Origin of the sequence: Amycolatopsis sp. M39 (assembly GCF_001651785.1) — a bacterium.
In the GTDB taxonomy this organism is placed as follows: domain Bacteria; phylum Actinomycetota; class Actinomycetes; order Mycobacteriales; family Pseudonocardiaceae; genus Amycolatopsis; species Amycolatopsis rubida.
The window spans coordinates 185,532-201,508 of sequence record NZ_LWSF01000011.1 but is presented as its reverse complement, the minus strand read 5'-3'; the positions used below and the strand labels follow the sequence as shown (position 1 = coordinate 201,508).

Genomic DNA, 15,977 nt, shown 5'->3' with positions numbered 1-15,977 from the left:
CGGCCATCGAGGACTATGCCGACACCGCCGGGAAGCGGCGCAAGGAGAACGACCGCACCCACGGCACGCAACAGGGCGACCCCGACCGGGCGGCCCGGGTCATCGTCGACGCGGTGAAAGCCGACCGGGCACCGTTCCGTCTCCTGCTGGGGACCGACGCAGTCAAGATCGTCCGCGACGAGTTCCAAGGGCGTATCGACGAGATCGACGCGTGGGCGCCCGTGAGCGTCACCACCGACTTCGCTGGCGAGGCGAACGCCGGATGACGACCTGGCTGATCACCGGAGCGTCCAGCGGACTCGGCCGCGCCCTTGCGGCCCACGTCCTCGCGAGCGGACACGAGGTCGTGGCAACCGCGAGAGACACTTCCGCCATCGACGATCTCAAGGCCGCCTACCCCGAGACGGCGATGGCAGTGCCGTTGGACGTGACCGACACGTCGTCGGTCCACGCGGCCGTGGAGGCGGCTGAAGAACGATTCAGCGGCATCGACGTGCTGGTGAACAACGCAGGCTACGGGTACACCGCCGCTGTCGAGGAAGGCGAGGACGAGGCCGTGTCGCGTCTGTTCGCCACCAATTTCTTCGGACCTGTCGCGTTGATCAAGGCCGCGCTGCCTGGAATGCGTCACCGCGGCCACGGTCTGATCGTCAACATTTCCTCAGTGGGCGCGCGCATCACCATTCCCGGCGGCGGCTATTACTCCGCCGCCAAGGCCGCGCTGGAAGGGTTGTCCGGGTCGCTCCGCAAGGAGGTCGAGCCGCTGGGGCTGCGCGTCATGGTCGTCGAGCCCGGCTCGTTCCGCACGGATTTCCGCGGACGCTCCGCTGACCGGTCCGGCATCCGGATCGACGCCTACGACGAGGTTCTCGGACGCGCCGGATCCTCGGCGCTCGGCCCGCAGCGAGGCGCACCGGACAAGGCAGCGGCCGCGATCCTGCGTGCAGCCGAAGCCGCCGAGCCGCCGAAGCTTCTCCTACTCGGCAGCGACGCACTGGACGGTTTCCATGCGGCCGCGGCCGACGCCGCCCACGACGTGGGCCGGTTCGAACAACTCAGCCGCAGCACCGACGCATCCTGAACGAAGGCACCTCCGACATGACGCCCCCTCGCGACCGGGCCACGGCCGGTGAGAAGCGAATACTGCTCGCCTATTTCTCGCATGCAGGCGAGAACTACCACTACGGCGGCCGCCGGAACCTGCCCGTCGGCAACACTGAAGTCCTCGCCGAAATGATCGCCGACCGGATCGGTTGCGACATCTACCCGATCGAAGCCGCCGACCCCTACCCCGGCAGCTACGACCCGACAGTCGCCCGCAATGTCGAAGAAGAACAGCACGACGCCCGTCCCGCGATCGCGAACGCCTTACCGGACACCACAGGCTACGACGTCGTGCTTGTCGGCAGTCCCGTCTGGAACATGCAGGTTCCCATGATCATGTTCACCTTCCTCGAAGGCGTCGACCTGGCCGGAAAGAGGGTTCTGCCGTTTGTCACCTATGCGGTCAGCGGCATGAGCGGCATCGACGACGACTATCGCAACGCCCTGCCCGACAGCGACGTCCGCGACGGGCTGGCCGTCCGCGGCGAGACGGTCGGGCACTCGGCACCGGACGTCGCCGAGTGGCTCACCGCCAACGGCCTTGGTTAAACAACAAACACCAACTGGCAGTGCACGGACAACCCGTCACTCCCGCCACCAGCTGCCCGGTGATGTGCTTGACACACCGGCAACGGCGTACGACAAAAGCCCGCCACGTTCACGACACAAAGGACCACATCACATGACTGACTCCCAGAACCTCCCCCGCGTGGCAGTCATCACCGGCGCGTCTTCCGGGATCGGAGCCGCCACCGCGCGCGCTCTGCACCACGACGGCTACCGCGTCGTGCTTCTCGCACGCCGCCTCGACCGCATCGAAGCCCTCGCCGCCGAACTCGGGAACAACGCCCTCCCGATCCAAGCCGACGTCACCGACCGCGACGCCCTGGTCGCCGCCGCCCGACGGGTGCAGGACGAATTCGGCGGAGCCGACGTGCTGGTCAACAACGCCGGCACCATGCTCCTCGGACCGTTCTCCTCCGAACAGCGCGACGACTACCGCAACATGGTCGAGGTCAACCTCCTCGGCGCCATCACCGCCACCGAGGTGTTCCTCGACCAGCTCAAGGACGGCGGCGGCGATCTGATCAACATCTCCTCGGTCGCCGGCCGCACCGCCCGGGCCACCAACGGCGTTTACGCCGCCACCAAGTGGGGCGTCAACGGCTGGTCCGAATCGCTCCGCCAGGAACTGCTTCCCGACGTCCGCGTCACGCTGATCGAGCCGGGCGTCGTCGACACCGAACTGCCGACCCACATCACCCACGAAGCCACCCGGCAGGCGGTGCAGCAGGGCTACGACGCCGCCACGGTGAAGCCCGGGGAAATCGCCGAGGTCATCGCCTTCGTGCTTGCCCGTCCGCGGCACCTGGCCATCAACGAAGTCCTCCTCCGTCCCGCGAACCAGCTCGGCTGATCATCGACCGCGGCCCGCGACCCGGTACTCCACTCACCTCGGGTCAAGCCGGGACGCCGCCCGCAACTTCTCCGCAAGCGCGTGCGGTGCCGTGATCATCGCGTCGTGCGGTGCCTCCAGTGTCCAATACCGGAATCTCCGGTCCACAGCCGCGCGTTCCCGCGGCCGTGCAGTCGGGACCCGGATGGCCGCCGGGACCAGGCATTCAATGAACACCCCGGGGTGCGCCCACGCCCGATCCGTCGGGCCGACTGGATCTCGATAGGTCTTCAGCGGATGGGCCGTGGTCTTGCCGTTGACCCAGGCGTTGTCGGCGGGATCGGTGACTCCCCACACCGCCGCGTCGGTCGGCGGCAGGAACCAGCCTTCGCCGTCCCGAGCGGCGAGGTCCATGGTGTACTCCGCCGTGGCGGGGTCGACAAGGTCCATCATGGATTCTCCCGCCCGGGGCAAATAACCGTCGACGAGCACCAGTGCGCGAACTCTGTCCGCCACCCGCTCCATCGCACCGCACGCGACCATGCCGCCGTAGCTGTGCGCGACAAGCACGGCGTCGTCGACGTCCTCGTAGCCGAAGACGCCGACGAGGTCTTGGATGTGGGTGTCCAGCCCGATGGCCGGGCTGAGCAGATGCGATCGCTCCCCCAGCCCGGTCAGCGTCGGGGTGTACACCGCGTGGCCGGCCGACCGCAGCCGTGCCGCGGTTCTCTTCCAGCACCACCCGCCGTGCCGGCCACCGTGCAGCAGCACGAACGGCGAAAGCGCACGGTTCTCCGGGTCCTCAGATCCAGCAGGCAACAGATCCGCCACGGGCTCGTCACCGCCCTTTCCGATCAGGAGACCGCGTCCCGCGGACTCGGGTCAGGGTTGTCCGGAACGGCTTTCCGGGCTGCTTCGGCGGTGTCCGGATCCAGCTTTCCCTTCTCCCGGAGGGAGAATGTGCAGATCGCCGCGATCAAAGCCAGAAGGGCCAGGAACGCCGCGAACGCAGGCGTGCCGAAATTCGCGATCAGAGACGCCGCCAGGATCGGCCCGATCCCGCCGCCGATCACGCCGGCCAGGTTGTAGGCAATACCTGTTGCGGTGTAACGATACCGAGTGTGGAACTGCTCCGGGAGAAACGCGCCCAACGGTGCGTAGCCCGCGCCCGCGATCGAGAACGTCACCCAGACCACGGCGGCGAACCTGACCTCCGAACCCGCTTCGAGGATCCCGAACATGACGAGCGCCCACACGACCGCCAAGATGTTCAGCGCACCGAGAAGGCGCCGCCTCCCGATCCGGTCGGACAGCGCCGCGCTGAGCACGACCCCTGCCGAGAAGAACAACCCTCCGACAGACGAAACCGTCAGCACGAAGGTACGCGGCAAGTGGAGCGCCCCGGTGCCGTAACTCGTCAGGTACGTACTCGAGAAATAGGCGAGAGAGAAAACCATCAAACCCACGCCGGAAGCGACGATGATGTCCCGCGGCTGGCGCTTGAAAGCCTCGACGAACGGCATCCGGGCGACACCTCGCCGCGACTGCTCACCCTGAAAAGCCGGTGTTTCGTCGACCTTCAGGCGGGTGTACAGCCCCACCGCGATCAGAAGAGCGCTGGCGAGGAACGGAATCCGCCATCCGTAGCTGAGGAACGCCGAACTGGACATCCCCGCACCGGTCAGGAGGAAGGTCGCGTTTCCCAGCGCGACCGGGAGAGTCGCGCCGAGCACCGGGAACATCGCCCAGAATCCGCGCTTCGCCTTCGGCGCGTGCTCGGTCACGAACAGGATCGCCCCGGCCCACTCCCCGCCTTGCGAGATACCCTGGAGGAACCTCAACACCACCACCAGAATCGGCGCGGCGACCCCGATCTGCGACGCCGGCGGCACCAGCCCGATGAGCACGGTCGCGGTGCCCATCAGAACCAAGGTCGTGACCAGTGTCTTCTTGCGCCCGAGGCGATCGCCGAGGTGTCCGAAGACCACTCCGCCGATCGGCCTGGCCAGGAACGCGACGCCGAATGTCGCCAGGGACGCCACCAAGGCCGCGGCGCTCCCGAGGGCGGGGAAAAAGACCCGAGGAAACACCAATGCCGCCGCGGTGCCGTAGATGACGAAGTCGTATCCCTCGATCAGAGTGCCGACGAAGCTTGCGGCGGCGACCCTTCTCATCGTCTTGCCCGACGCGGCCGTCCCCTCGGCGGCGGCCGCTTCATCCCCACCCGATGCGGTTGACTGCTTCTCCTGGTGCATCGAACGTACCTCTCCCTGTCGGGACCGTCCGGTCCTGAGCGTGACCGCACGGCCGGCTCGGGTACGCTGCCGCACCCGAGGGCCTGCGGCAGGTCAGCCTTGCGGGCAAAGACGGGACAGCAACTCGCCCCAGCCGTCCAAGCGTTCTTTGACGCCAAGCTTCGTCAGAAGACTCCAGAAGAAGGCCGAGTCACTGGTGATCACCGGTTTCTGAAGGTCTGCTTCCAGCGCGGCGATGATGTCCATCGTGTGCACCGCCCCGCCGGTCAGGAGAATGCAGTCGGCTTCCGGGGATTCTTCCGCGACCGCGCGAGCGCTCTGGTACGCGAGGCTGTTCGGATACCAGTACCGCGGCTGCTCAAGGAGGCGCCTGTCGGGCAGAAGTCCTTGATGAATCCAGTTTTTCAATGTGAGGACACGGAATCCGGCGTCGTCGAGGAACCTGGTGTAGCGCGCGCAGAGATCGTCCGAGTAATAGGTCGACGCCACCGCGACCGACTCGTATCCGCAACTCTTCAGCGCGTCGATGATGGAGAGCCCCATCATCGTGACCGGCTTCTGCGCGACTTCCTCCAGCCGGGCTTGCATTTTCCGCGCCCACGCCAGCCCGTCGTCGTGAGCGAACGAGAAGGGAGTGCCGGCCTGGCCGATGACGTCCATGCCGCCCGCGCTCAGCGCCAGCGCGCAGTGCTCCAATTGCTCGATCGCCTGGAGGATGTGTCCGGCGTCGACTCGGAAGCCGGGCACGTAGGGCACTGTCTGGTACACCGCGACCCCCTCCGGAGCCACATTCATCAGCTCGAGATGGCTGTTGTCGATCACCGGGGTCGCGATCAGCCCGATCTTCCCTCGCCAGCCGACGTCAGATGCCCAACCAGTCATGCTTCTTTCTCCTTGCTCGTGCGGTGAGTGGTGCCGGACCTCGTGTTCAGGCCTGGCTCAAGTCGGCTTTCCTGGTGTCTCCGAGCACAACCGTGCAGATTGCGCTCAGCACGCAGAAGACTCCGATCATCCCGGATATCGCGATCGGGCCCGGGCCGCCGGGCACCACGAAAATCGCCGCGATCAACGGCCCGAAACCTCCGCCGAGCATGCCGGCGAACTGATAGGCCAGGGATGTTCCGGTGTAGCGGGTCCGCGTCGGGAACAGTTCGCTGAGGATCGCTCCTACCGGCCCTAGCGCGGCGGCTTCGAGCACCGTCATGCTGATCACGAACGCCAAGACGATCATCGCGGTCGATCCGGTTCCGACCATCGGAAACATCACGAACGAAAAGGCGCCGAACAACACCGTCGCCGGAACGTAAACGGCACGCCTTCCGATCCGGTCGGAAAGAATCGCGAAAAGCGGCACCGTCACGACCATTCCGGCCACTGCCAGCGTCAGGGAGTTCAACATGACCTGCCGCGACACTCCCGCCTGGCTGACGCCCCACGACACCAGGAACACCTTGACGATCGACTGGGCCATCACCGGGCCCGTGTAGACGCCGATGGCGAGCACAAGACGAAGCGGCGTCTCCCTCAGCAGCCTGAGCAGCGGCATCTTCGGAGCCGTGGAGACACCTTGTTTCTGGCGATCTCGCGCCGCACGGAAGACCGGGCTCTCGTCAATGCTCAAGCGCACGTACGCACCGACTGCGATCAACACGATCGACGCGAGGAATGGGATGCGCCAGCCCCACGACAGGAATTGTTGTTTGTCCAACCCGCCCAATGCCGAGAAGGCCCCGGTCGCGAGCAGTACGCCGAGAGACGCGCCGACTCCGGTGGCGCTGCCGAAGAACCCCCGTGATTTCTGCCCGCCGGATTCGATCGACATCAGGACGGCGCCACCCCATTCGCCGCCGACCGCGAGACCCTGGATCAGCCGGAGCACGACCAGCAAAACCGGAGCCAGGGCGCCGATTTGCCCGGCAGTCGGCAGAAGGCCGACGAGGACGGTGGACGCGCCCATCGCGAACAGCGTTACCAGCAGAACCGACTTTCGGCCGATGCGGTCTCCGAAATGACCGAAAATCGCGCCGCCGACCGGACGCGCCAGGTATCCCGTCGCGAAGGTCGCCAACGACGCGATCACCCCGACTGCCGGCGAGGCCGCGGAGAAGTAGACCTGGCCGAATACCAGACTCGCCGCGGTTCCATAGATGGCGAAGTCGTAGAACTCCACCGTGCTGCCGATCAGGCTGGCGAGATAGACCTTTCGTTGCTGCTGGCGGCTGGGGATCAGTTCCTGTGCGGGGGCCAGGGTTTTCTGGTTTTCGATCTCCATCTTTGCCCTCTCGTGGTCGGCGGGCCGCGTGCCGCACGGCGTCGCCTTGGGAGGTGAGGATTGAGCCGTTCACCCGTCGGGCACTGCCGGCGTGGATGTGAATGGTGCGAAGCCTCTTCGCCGGGTAGGCGGCATTACGAGGCGGGATCTGGCGTGAAAAAGCAGGGCCGCGGCACTGGATCCGAACAGCGGCCGAACCGCCCAACCCGGATAATACGAACACAAACTATCTTGCGGAACAAGAGCCTTTACCAACTTTTTGCATACCAGCGGCGGCAGCCTTCCGCCGACGCGTCATACCGACCGCTCGCGACACCCAGTGGTCGCACTCGCCGGGACAAAACTGCAAGAAGAAGGGTATATACGAGAGCAACGAACGCCCAGGCGCGCCACCTCAGCGGCGCTTGAAATCGCTCAAGGCGTGCGTCGACAGCACCATGACGACCCGGTCGTATTCGGGCTGCTGCGCACGCGGCCTGACTGGCGAGCGGCGATTAAGTCCACACACTGACGATACCCGCGGCACCGGCCGTGCGATCGCCGCGGATACCGGCCGGAGCGGGCACCGGCTCAGCCTCGTCGAAGGCTCGTCCCGGACCCAGCCTCAGTTTTCGCCCTCATTGCGGGCAGCACGACGAGGGCCTCCCGGCGGTTCCGCTCGCGTTGGCCCCGCCAGGCCCCGAAGCCAATCGCGACCGCTACGAGTGCGCGCGGAGACGACGAACTGACCGGTCAGGGCTCACCCGACGCGCTGAGGCCGAGCACGAGCCGCGCTCCACAGCCGTTCCGGCGTCAACGGCAACGAGTTGAACTCGGCGCCGAGAGCGTCCGACACAGCGTTCGCCAGCGCGGCCGGCGCCGCGACCGTCCCGCCCTCTGCCATGCCCTTGCTGCCGGTCGCCGAGTCCGGAACCGGCAATTCCATGTGGTGGATCCGCGCGTGCGGCACCTCGCACGCGGTCGGCAGCAGATAGTCCATAAAGGACGCCGACTGCGGCTGGCCCGCGTCGTCGTAGTGCAGGTCCTCGTAGATCGCTCCGCCGATCCCTTGTGCGATCGCGCCCTGCGTCTGGCCCTCCACAATCGCCGGGTTCACCACTCGTCCGCAGTCCTCGGCGACCACGTAGTCCAAGACTGTGATGCCTCCGGTCTCGGGATCCACGCTCACCCGGCAGGCGTGCGTCGCATACGCGAACAGCACGTGCTCAGGGTCGAATTCGCGGCTGACCCGATAGCGTTCCGGATCCGCCGCCTTCGCCAGCTCGGCCACCGAGAGCGTCACGGCCGGGACTCCCCGCGCTGTCACGACGCCCTCGTCGAGCGCCAGGTCGGCCACCGCCATCTCCAGTCGCTCAGCGGCGTCGTCCAGCAGCCTTTGCCGCAGCTCGGTGCCCGCGAGCTGAATGGCGCCAGCGCCGATGTTCGCGCTTCGGCTGGCCCCGGTGCCGGTGCCGTCGATCTCGCTCGCGCCGGTGTCGCTCTGCACCACCCGCACTCCGGTGAACTCCACTCCGATCGTTTCAGCGGCCAGCTGCGCGAAGGTCGTCGCGGTGCCCTGTCCGATCGACGGGAGCGTCGTCCAGAGGGTGAGCAACCCGTCCTGATCGAGTTCCATGTGACAGCCGTCGAAGCCGTTGACCGCGCTCATTCCCCGCGCTTGGAACATCTTCGAGTTCGTGCCAGTCCACTCGACGTAGGACGAAATCCCCAGTCCGATCAGCTGACCACGCTCCGCGGCGGCGCGCTTGTCGGCTTCCCAGGTGTCGTAGCCGATCAGTTCGAGCGCAGTCGCCAGTGCGGCCGGGTAGTCCCCGCTGTCGTAACGCTGGTTCGTGATCGACGTGTACGGCATTTCCCCGGCTGTGACCATGTTGCGCCGCCGCAGCTCCGCGCGGTCGATCCCGGTCTCGGAGGCGAGCACGTCCATGACCCGCTCGTGCACGAAAGTCGCCACCGGAAGACCGACTCCGCGGTACGCCCCGGACGGGCACTTGTTCGTCGAGACCGAACGGACGCGCGCCCGCAGGTTCCGCAATCGGTAAGGCCCTGGTGCCATCCCCGCGACGCCGAGCACCTCCAGGATGTGCCCCAGAGGGTAGGTTCCGTACGCCCCGGTGTCGCAGACAGCGTCCACGTCGAGCGCCAGCAGAGTGCCCGCAGCGTCGGCGGCCGCGCGCACCTGGACGTCCATCTCGCGCGCATGCGTCGACGACAGCAGGTTCTCGACGCGGTCCTCGACCCATTTCACCGGCCGGTCCAGCCTCAGCGCGAGCCAGGCGGTGAGCAGCTCTTCGGGGTAGTTGACCCCCTTCATCCCGAACCCGCCGCCGATGTCGGGACAGCGGACGCGGACCTGCTCGATCCCGAACAGCTCTCGCGCGATCCGCCGCAGGTTGTGCGGAAACTGCGTCGAGCACCAGATCGTCACGCCGCCGTCTTCGCGGTACGCAGCCGCGCCGCGAGGCTCCATCGGCGCCGCGGTGAGCCGGGGATGATGAAAGGTCCGCTCGATGACGTGTGCCGCAGCAGCGAAGGCCGCGTCGGGATCACCGTTGCAGATCAGCCGCTCGAACACCACGTTGCCCTCGTCCCCGGCTTGTTCGTGCAGGGGAGGGCTCGCCGCGTCGAGCGCGCCGGCGATGTCGTGCACCACCGGCAGCGGGTCGATCTCGACCGAGACGAGCGCCGCGGCGTCTTCGCCGAGGTACGGCGATTCAGCCACTACGACGGCGACCGGCTCCCCCACGAACCGCACGCGATCGCGCGCGAGCAGGGGACGCGGCGGGCTGAAAATTCCCGCCTCCAAAGGGGTTACCAGGTCGGGCAGGTCCACGAGATCCGCTGCCGTGTACACCGCCACGATCCCCGGCGCGCAGCGCGCCTCCTCGACGTCGATCTCCCGGATGACGCCGTGTGCCACCTGGCTGCGCACGAAGACAACGTGCAGCGGAGACGGAAGCTCCAGATCGTCGAGAAACGAGCCCTGCCCGCTGAGCAGCGGCCGATCCTCGACGCGGGGAACAGAACGGCCGATCAGGGAATCCCGCTTCGCATCTCGGATGACCATGAAAAAAGCCTACCTCACGACTGAGTGCCCGATGGACATTTGTATGACGTACCACAAATACCTGCTACGGCTCGCAACCTTCGGCGAGGAGCGCCTGCGCGAGTGCGCCCGGTTGCGTGAAGAAGAGCTCGTGGCTCCCGGGAATCACGGTCGGAGACACCCCGAGCCGCGCCGCGAAACGCCTCCAACCGGCGTCGCCCTCCGGCATGGTCAGATCCTCGGCACCGAGGAGGTACGCGGCGGCAATCCCCAGCCGATCCGGTTCCAGCTCGCGAACCGCGGTCGTGTTGTACTGCATCGGCTGAGGAACCAGCAGACCGTGAGTCAGCCGCTGCACCAGCTCGGCAGCGTCCTGGATGAACGCGTCGCGCCACAGTTCGAACGGCAAGCTGACCGAGTTCGTTCCGGACTCCCGGGCCAGCGTGGTGAACAACTCCTGGGTCTCTGGCGGGACTTCGTCGTACAACGCGGCACCGTCGGCCGGGACGAAAGCGCTCCAGAAAACCAGCTTGCGCAGCCGCGAGCGCACTCTGGGCGCGGCCCCTGCGACGACATAGCCGCCCCAGCTGTGCCCCACCAGTACGACGTCGGAAAGGTCTTGTGTTTCGATCGCTGTCGCGACGAAATCGATCACGTCGTCCAGGCCGTGCGCAGCCGGATCGTCGCCGTCGGCAAACCCCGGCAGAGTGGGGGTGAGCACTCGATGGCCCACTGCCCTCATCCGCTCGGCGACCGGACGCCAGCACCACCCGCCGTGCCAGGCTCCGTGGACGAGCACGTACGTCGCCGTCACAGCACACGCTCCAAAAAGGAGCGCGTCCGCTGTTCGGCCGGCCGTTCGAGGACTTCCGCCGGCGGGCCCTGCTCCACCACCACTCCCCCGTCCATGAAGACGACCCGGTCGGCCACCTCCTTGGCGAAGCCGATCTCGTGCGTCACGATCATCATCGTGATTCCGTCGGCCGCCACCCCTCGGATCACCGCGAGGACTTCGCCCACCAATTCCGGGTCGAGCGCACTGGTCGGCTCGTCGAACAACATCAGCTTCGGCGAGATCGCCAGTGCCCGTGCGATCGCCACCCGTTGCTGCTCGCCGCCGGACAGCTGACGCGGATACTTCGCCGATTTCGTCCGCAGGCCGACCCGGTCCAGCAGTTCGTGGCTGCGCTCCTTCGCCGCGCCCCGGTCCTGCCCGTGCACGATGACCTGAGCGATGCTCACATTCTGCTCGGCGGTCATGTGCGGGTACAGGTTGAAATGCTGGAACACCATGCCGATCGACGCGCGCTGCCGTCCGATGTCCCGGCCGGTCATCTCGTGGAGCTTTCCCCGCCGCTCGCGGTACCCGACAGTCTCGCCGTCGACGAACAGCCGGCCGCCGTCGATCTGCTCGAGATGGTTCACGCAACGGAGAAACGTGCTCTTCCCCGCTCCGGACGGCCCCAGCAAACAGCACACCTCGCCGGGCGCGACGTCGAGCGAGACCCCGTCGAGCACCTTCACGTGACCGTAGTTCTTGCGGATCGCCCGCGCTGAAATCATCGGTGTCATGCCTGTCGCACCCGCCTCAGGACGCTCGACCAGAACCTGTACATCGCCGGCTGCCTTCCGACCTGCCTGCTGCCTCGTGCGAAACGCTTTTCGAGGAAGTACTGGCCGATGCTGAGGACACTCGTCATGAACAGGTACCACAGCGCGGCCACGATCAGCAGCGGGATCGTCTGGAAGTTCGTGTTGTAGATCGCGCTCACCGTCTGCAGCAGCTCGGAGTACGAGACGATGGTCGCCAGCGAGGTGAACTTGAGCATCCCGATCGCTTCGTTCCCCGTCGGCGGGATGATGACGCGCATCGCTTGCGGCAGCACGATGTGGCGCAGTGTCTGGAACCGAGTCAAGCCGTACGCCCGGGCAGCGTCCGCCTGACCCTCGTCGACCGAGAGGATCCCGGCGCGGACGATTTCCGAGTAATAGGCGGAAAAGCTGAGCCCGAGGCCGAGCAGAGCGGCGACGAACGGCGTCATCACGCTGTTGGTGTTGAAGCTGAACACCTCGGTGCCGAACACGGTAAGCCCGATAGCGGGGAAGACGGACGCCAGGTTGAACCAGAAGATCAGCTGCACCAAGGGCGGCGTCCCGCGGAAGAACCATTGGTAGAGGTGAGCCACCCGGTTCAGGACCGGGTTGGGCGAGAGCCGCATGACGGCGATTACGGTGCCGATCACCATGCCGATCAGCATGCACAGCACGGTCATCTCCAGCGTGTGCACAACGCCGGAAAGCACTGTGCCGCTGAACAGGTACTGCCCGACGACGCCCCACTGAAACGCGTCGGTCGTGACCAGGACGTCCAGGAACCACAAGAGCAGCAGCACTACCGCCACCGCTGAGGCCCACCGCCACGGATGGCGCAGCGGCACAGTAGGCACATCGTCGGACGGCAGCCCGCCTGCGACATCTCGGTGCTCCGGAGGCGCCAGGCCCGCCGACTTTTCGCTCGACATCACTGCTTGCTCCTTCTTCAGAAGGCGGGCGGTTTGGTGTTGATCGTCGGCGGGACGATCGCGACCTTCGTCATCCCGTTGTCGTTCATCAGTTTTTGCCAGGTGCCGTCGGCGATCAGCGAGCCGACCGCTTGGACGACTGCCTTCTCCATCTCGGTGTTGCCCTTGGCGAAGACCCAGCCGGACGGAAGCACCGGCACGTTCGGCACGCGATCCGGCAGCAAGACGAGCGCACCGTTGGTCTGCCGTTCCGTCTGTGCGCCCGCGGCGGGATCCTGCAGGTCCGCTTGGAATCGGTGGTTGCGCAAGGCCTGCAGCTGCGTGCCGACGTCCTGGAAAAGCATCTGGGTCGGCGCGGGCTTGCCGCTCTTCGCGCACTCCGCCGCGATAGCTTCGACGACCTGCACCTGAGCGGACCCCTGCACGTGCCCGAACGACACCCCGCACAGATTCGCCGGATCGATCTTGTCCGGATTCCCCGCATGGACCTGGACGAACATGTCAGCTCGGGCCCAGTCCAAGAAGTCCACGATATTGCGCCGTTCGGGCAAGTCGAACATCGTTCCGAGCGCCCAGTCGTAGCGCCGGTTCGCGATCGACGGGATCAAGGCGGGGAACTCGATGCTGTGGAACTGCGGGGTGACCCCGAGCTTGCGAGCCACCGCTCGCGCCATGTCGAGCTCGAACCCGACCTGCCGCCCTGACGAGTCGACGTACGAGTAGGGCGGGTAGGCGAGGTAGACCGCGATGTCGACGGTGCCGGCCTGCTTCACTTTGGCAGGCACGGCGATCCCGCCCGCCGCCGAAGGAGCCGCGCCGGAACTGCCGCTGGACGTGCTGCACCCGGCAAGGACGGATGCAGCGACTACCGCCAGCGTCGCGCCGGCGAGCAGCTTTCGAATGCTGTTCATCGAGGAGAACTCCTTCGCGGAAAGGGCCTGGAAACAGGGCCGGATCGTTGCCCCCATGGCATTGCTCCCGGCAGGAGCCAGGAGGGCACGCCGTCTCCCCACGGGTGCCGTCGCTCCGCCCCGGCGGCCTCGACCGCCCGGGGCGCAAAGCTCGGTGGGCTCGTCCTTGGTCAGCGCTCCCGCAACGGGGCGGGGCGCGCGAGCCCGAGGTGATCGCGCAGCGTTGCCCCGTTGTATTCGGTGCGGACCAGGTTCCGCCGGCGCAGCTCAGGGAGCAGCACCTCGCAGACGGAGTCCATCCCTTCCGGAACCGTCGCCGGGGTGATCGCGAATCCGTCGCACGCCCTGCTCTCGAACCATTCCTGAAGGTGGTCCGCGACCTCGCCGACGGAACCGGCGAGGTACAAGTGCCCGAGAGCGCGGTCGAGACGAGCGACGACCTGCCGCAAGGTCAGCTTTTGCCGTACGGCCATGTCGTAATAGTTGTGATAGCGGCTGCCGCCGAGCGCGTCGACGCTGGCAGCTTCCGGGGCCGCCAGCAGGCCGGGCGGGATCGGCTGGTCCGGGTCGAGGCCGGTCAGGTCGGCTTGCAAGGCGACTGCCGCGTCCTTGAGCCCTGCCTCCCAGTCGACGTACCCGTCGAGTTCGCGTTCGACTTCCCTCGCAGCCGCGGCTGTGGGCTCCGCGATCGGGAGAACTCCCGGCAAGATCCTCACGCTTGCCGGATCCCGGCCGATCGTCGCCGCGCGTTCCTTGATTTCCCGGTAGAACTCGCGCGCGCGGTCGAGGTCGGTCTGAGCGGTGAAGATCACCTCCGCGTTGCGCGCGGCGAAATCCATCCCCGCCGCGGACTGGCCCGCCTGCACGATGACCGGCCGCCCCTGCGGGGTCCGGTGCATGAACAGCTGGCCCCGGACCTGGAAGTACTCGCCCTTGAAGTCGACGGGATGGATCCGATCCGACCGTGCCCACACCGCGTTCTCGCGATCGTTCACCACCGCGTCGTCGTCGAAGGCGTCCCACAACGCGGTCGTCAGTTCCAGATACTCCTGGGCTCGCGCGTACCGCTCCTCCTTCGGCGGCAGTTCGAACCCGAAGTGCTCGGCCCCCGCGCTCGAGGTGACGACGTTCCACCCGATCCGCCCGCCGCTGAGCCAGTCCAGGCTGCCCAGCGATCGCGCCATGTTGAACGGATGCACAAACGTCGTCGACGCGGTCCCGATCAGTCCGATCCGTTCCGTGCGCGCGGCCAGCGCGGCCATCAGGGTGAACGGCTCGTAGCCGGTCGAGAACGGCTCCTTGCCGATCCCGCCTTCCGACGTGAAGAGCACGTTCGCGACGAATACCGCGTCGAATTTCGCCCTTTCCGCCTGCTGAGTGATCCGCAGCGGCAAGTCCAATCCCCAGAGCTCTTCCACGCCGGAACTTGGACTGCGCCAGGCCGAACCCGCGCGCCCGGTCGGAGCCAGGAAGAGCACCAAGTTCATGACCTCGTCAGACCCACGCATCGGCAACTCCTTGTCATTTCGGTCTACGCCGGTGCACACACACGCTCAGAAGTTCGTCCGCGCCGTATTGAGAGTCGGCGGGACGATCGAGAACTCGCTGACCCCGTTGTCGCGCATGATCTTCTGCCAGGTTCCGTCCTTGATCAGCGAGCCGATCGCCTGCACGACCGCCTTCTGCAGGCCCGTGTTTCCCTTGGCGAACACCCAGCCGGCCGGAGTCGGCGTGATCGCCGGGACCCTGCCCGGCAGGAGCACGAGCGCACCGCTGGTTTGCTTCTCGGTCTGGGCGCCCGCGGCCGGATCCTGCAATGCCGCCGCGAACCGGTTGTTGCGCAACGCCTGCAGCTGGGTACCGACGTCCTGGAACAAGATCTGCGTCGGTGCGGGCTTGCCCTGCTTCGCGCAGTCCGCGACGAGCTTGTCGAACGCCTGGACCTGTGCCGAACCCTGCACGTGCCCGAAGTTGACGCCGCACAGGCCCGCGGGGTTCACCTGGTGCGGATTGCCGGCTTGGACCTGGACCACCATGTCCGCGCGCGCCCAGTCCAGGACGTCGACGACCTTGCGGCGAGCCTCCGTGTCGTTCATCATCCCGACCGCCCAGTCGTAGCGCCGGTTCGCGATCGACGGGATCAAAGCCGGGAACTCGATGCTGTGGAACTCGATCCGCACGCCCATCTTCTTCGCGACCGCTTTCGCCATCTCCAGCTCGAAGCCCGTCGGCTTGCCCGAACCGTCGATGTACCGGTAGGGCGGGTAGGCGAGGTAGGCGGCCACGTTCACCACGCCCGCTTTCGCGACGGCCGCCGGAACTTCGACGCCTTGGGCGGCCGCCTGAGCGCTCGGCTCCGGATTCGCTCCCGGTGCGCCGCACGCCGCGAGCCCCGCACCGACCATCAGCGACACGGCGACGGTCAAGAATTTCCGAACTTTCTTAACGCCCACACGGACTCCTTTCGCAGG

14 protein-coding genes and 1 pseudogene are annotated in these 15,977 nt (G+C 66.7%); 4 read left to right on the top strand and 11 right to left on the bottom strand.

From position 1 onward, the window contains the following. From A4R44_RS50675 to A4R44_RS24430, 4 genes and pseudogenes are all read left to right on the top strand, one after another. Positions 1-266 (top strand): annotated as a pseudogene (locus A4R44_RS50675) (short-chain dehydrogenase/reductase); the annotation flags it as partial. Next, a complete protein-coding gene (locus A4R44_RS24440) occupies positions 263-1,081 on the top strand; it encodes an oxidoreductase (RefSeq protein WP_067585124.1) in 819 nt (272 codons plus the stop codon). The pseudogene A4R44_RS50675 and the gene A4R44_RS24440, both read left to right, overlap by 4 nt. 17 nt (positions 1,082-1,098) lie before the next feature. Next, positions 1,099-1,653: a flavodoxin gene (locus A4R44_RS24435; protein ID WP_067585120.1), complete on the top strand. Its 555-nt coding sequence runs from the start codon at positions 1,099-1,101 to the stop codon at positions 1,651-1,653. Positions 1,654-1,786: 133 nt separating this feature from the next. Then, a complete protein-coding gene (locus A4R44_RS24430) occupies positions 1,787-2,521 on the top strand; it encodes an SDR family oxidoreductase (RefSeq protein ID WP_067585117.1) in 735 nt (244 codons plus the stop codon). 33 nt (positions 2,522-2,554) lie between these two features. Here the strand turns inward: A4R44_RS24430 and A4R44_RS24425 are convergent, their stop codons facing one another. From A4R44_RS24425 to A4R44_RS24375, 11 genes are all read right to left on the bottom strand, one after another. Then, the gene (locus tag A4R44_RS24425) at positions 2,555-3,331 is read right to left on the bottom strand and encodes an alpha/beta fold hydrolase (protein WP_198545427.1); all 777 of its coding nucleotides are present in this window, start codon (positions 3,329-3,331) and stop codon (positions 2,555-2,557) included. A gap of 23 nt (positions 3,332-3,354) precedes the next feature. After that, positions 3,355-4,755 carry an MFS transporter gene (locus A4R44_RS24420; protein WP_067585110.1) on the bottom strand — a complete coding sequence of 467 codons (1,401 nt, stop codon included), beginning with the start codon at positions 4,753-4,755 and terminating at the stop codon, positions 3,355-3,357. A gap of 93 nt (positions 4,756-4,848) precedes the next feature. Continuing rightward, positions 4,849-5,577, bottom strand: coding sequence for a hypothetical protein (locus A4R44_RS24415; RefSeq protein WP_157904999.1), 729 nt, complete (start codon positions 5,575-5,577; stop codon positions 4,849-4,851). Positions 5,578-5,683: 106 nt separating this feature from the next. Further along, positions 5,684-7,027, bottom strand: a complete 1,344-nt coding sequence (locus A4R44_RS24410; RefSeq protein ID WP_067585104.1) for an MFS transporter — start codon at positions 7,025-7,027, stop codon at positions 5,684-5,686. 739 nt (positions 7,028-7,766) lie between these two features. Beyond that, positions 7,767-10,094: a xanthine dehydrogenase family protein molybdopterin-binding subunit gene (locus A4R44_RS24405; protein ID WP_067585099.1), complete on the bottom strand. Its 2,328-nt coding sequence runs from the start codon at positions 10,092-10,094 to the stop codon at positions 7,767-7,769. Positions 10,095-10,158: 64 nt separating this feature from the next. After that, positions 10,159-10,887, bottom strand: coding sequence for an alpha/beta fold hydrolase (locus tag A4R44_RS24400; protein ID WP_067585096.1), 729 nt, complete (start codon positions 10,885-10,887; stop codon positions 10,159-10,161). Continuing rightward, on the bottom strand, positions 10,884-11,645 hold the full coding sequence (locus tag A4R44_RS24395; protein ID WP_232791755.1) for an amino acid ABC transporter ATP-binding protein: 762 nt from the start codon (positions 11,643-11,645) through the stop codon (positions 10,884-10,886). The genes A4R44_RS24400 and A4R44_RS24395 overlap by 4 nt, the downstream gene beginning before the upstream one ends. Beyond that, positions 11,642-12,595 carry an amino acid ABC transporter permease gene (locus tag A4R44_RS24390; RefSeq protein ID WP_095213583.1) on the bottom strand — a complete coding sequence of 318 codons (954 nt, stop codon included), beginning with the start codon at positions 12,593-12,595 and terminating at the stop codon, positions 11,642-11,644. The genes A4R44_RS24395 and A4R44_RS24390 overlap by 4 nt, the downstream gene beginning before the upstream one ends. A 17-nt stretch (positions 12,596-12,612) precedes the next feature. Further along, positions 12,613-13,506, bottom strand: a complete 894-nt coding sequence (locus A4R44_RS24385; RefSeq protein ID WP_157904998.1) for a transporter substrate-binding domain-containing protein — start codon at positions 13,504-13,506, stop codon at positions 12,613-12,615. Positions 13,507-13,676: 170 nt separating this feature from the next. Next, entirely contained in the window at positions 13,677-15,014 is a 1,338-nt protein-coding gene (locus tag A4R44_RS24380; protein ID WP_067585087.1) for an NtaA/DmoA family FMN-dependent monooxygenase, read from the bottom strand. 45 nt (positions 15,015-15,059) lie between these two features. After that, positions 15,060-15,932 (bottom strand): transporter substrate-binding domain-containing protein, encoded by an 873-nt coding sequence (locus A4R44_RS24375; RefSeq protein ID WP_157904997.1) that lies wholly within the window; start codon positions 15,930-15,932, stop codon positions 15,060-15,062. Positions 15,933-15,977 lie beyond the last annotated feature (45 nt).

What these genes read in the sequence shown, in the direction of transcription:
- A4R44_RS24440 (WP_067585124.1), top strand. Translation starts at nt 263, where the DNA reads ATGACGACCTGGCTGATCACCGGAGCGTCCAGCGGACTCGGCCGCGCC.
- A4R44_RS24435 (WP_067585120.1), top strand. Translation starts at nt 1,099, where the DNA reads ATGACGCCCCCTCGCGACCGGGCCACGGCCGGTGAGAAGCGAATACTG.
- A4R44_RS24430 (WP_067585117.1), top strand. Translation starts at nt 1,787, where the DNA reads ATGACTGACTCCCAGAACCTCCCCCGCGTGGCAGTCATCACCGGCGCG.
- A4R44_RS24420 (WP_067585110.1), bottom strand. Translation starts at nt 4,755, where the DNA reads ATGCACCAGGAGAAGCAGTCAACCGCATCGGGTGGGGATGAAGCGGCC.
- A4R44_RS24410 (WP_067585104.1), bottom strand. Translation starts at nt 7,027, where the DNA reads ATGGAGATCGAAAACCAGAAAACCCTGGCCCCCGCACAGGAACTGATC.
- A4R44_RS24405 (WP_067585099.1), bottom strand. Translation starts at nt 10,094, where the DNA reads ATGGTCATCCGAGATGCGAAGCGGGATTCCCTGATCGGCCGTTCTGTT.
- A4R44_RS24395 (WP_232791755.1), bottom strand. Translation starts at nt 11,645, where the DNA reads ATGACACCGATGATTTCAGCGCGGGCGATCCGCAAGAACTACGGTCAC.
- A4R44_RS24390 (WP_095213583.1), bottom strand. Translation starts at nt 12,595, where the DNA reads ATGTCGAGCGAAAAGTCGGCGGGCCTGGCGCCTCCGGAGCACCGAGAT.
- A4R44_RS24385 (WP_157904998.1), bottom strand. Translation starts at nt 13,506, where the DNA reads ATGAACAGCATTCGAAAGCTGCTCGCCGGCGCGACGCTGGCGGTAGTC.
- A4R44_RS24380 (WP_067585087.1), bottom strand. Translation starts at nt 15,014, where the DNA reads ATGCGTGGGTCTGACGAGGTCATGAACTTGGTGCTCTTCCTGGCTCCG.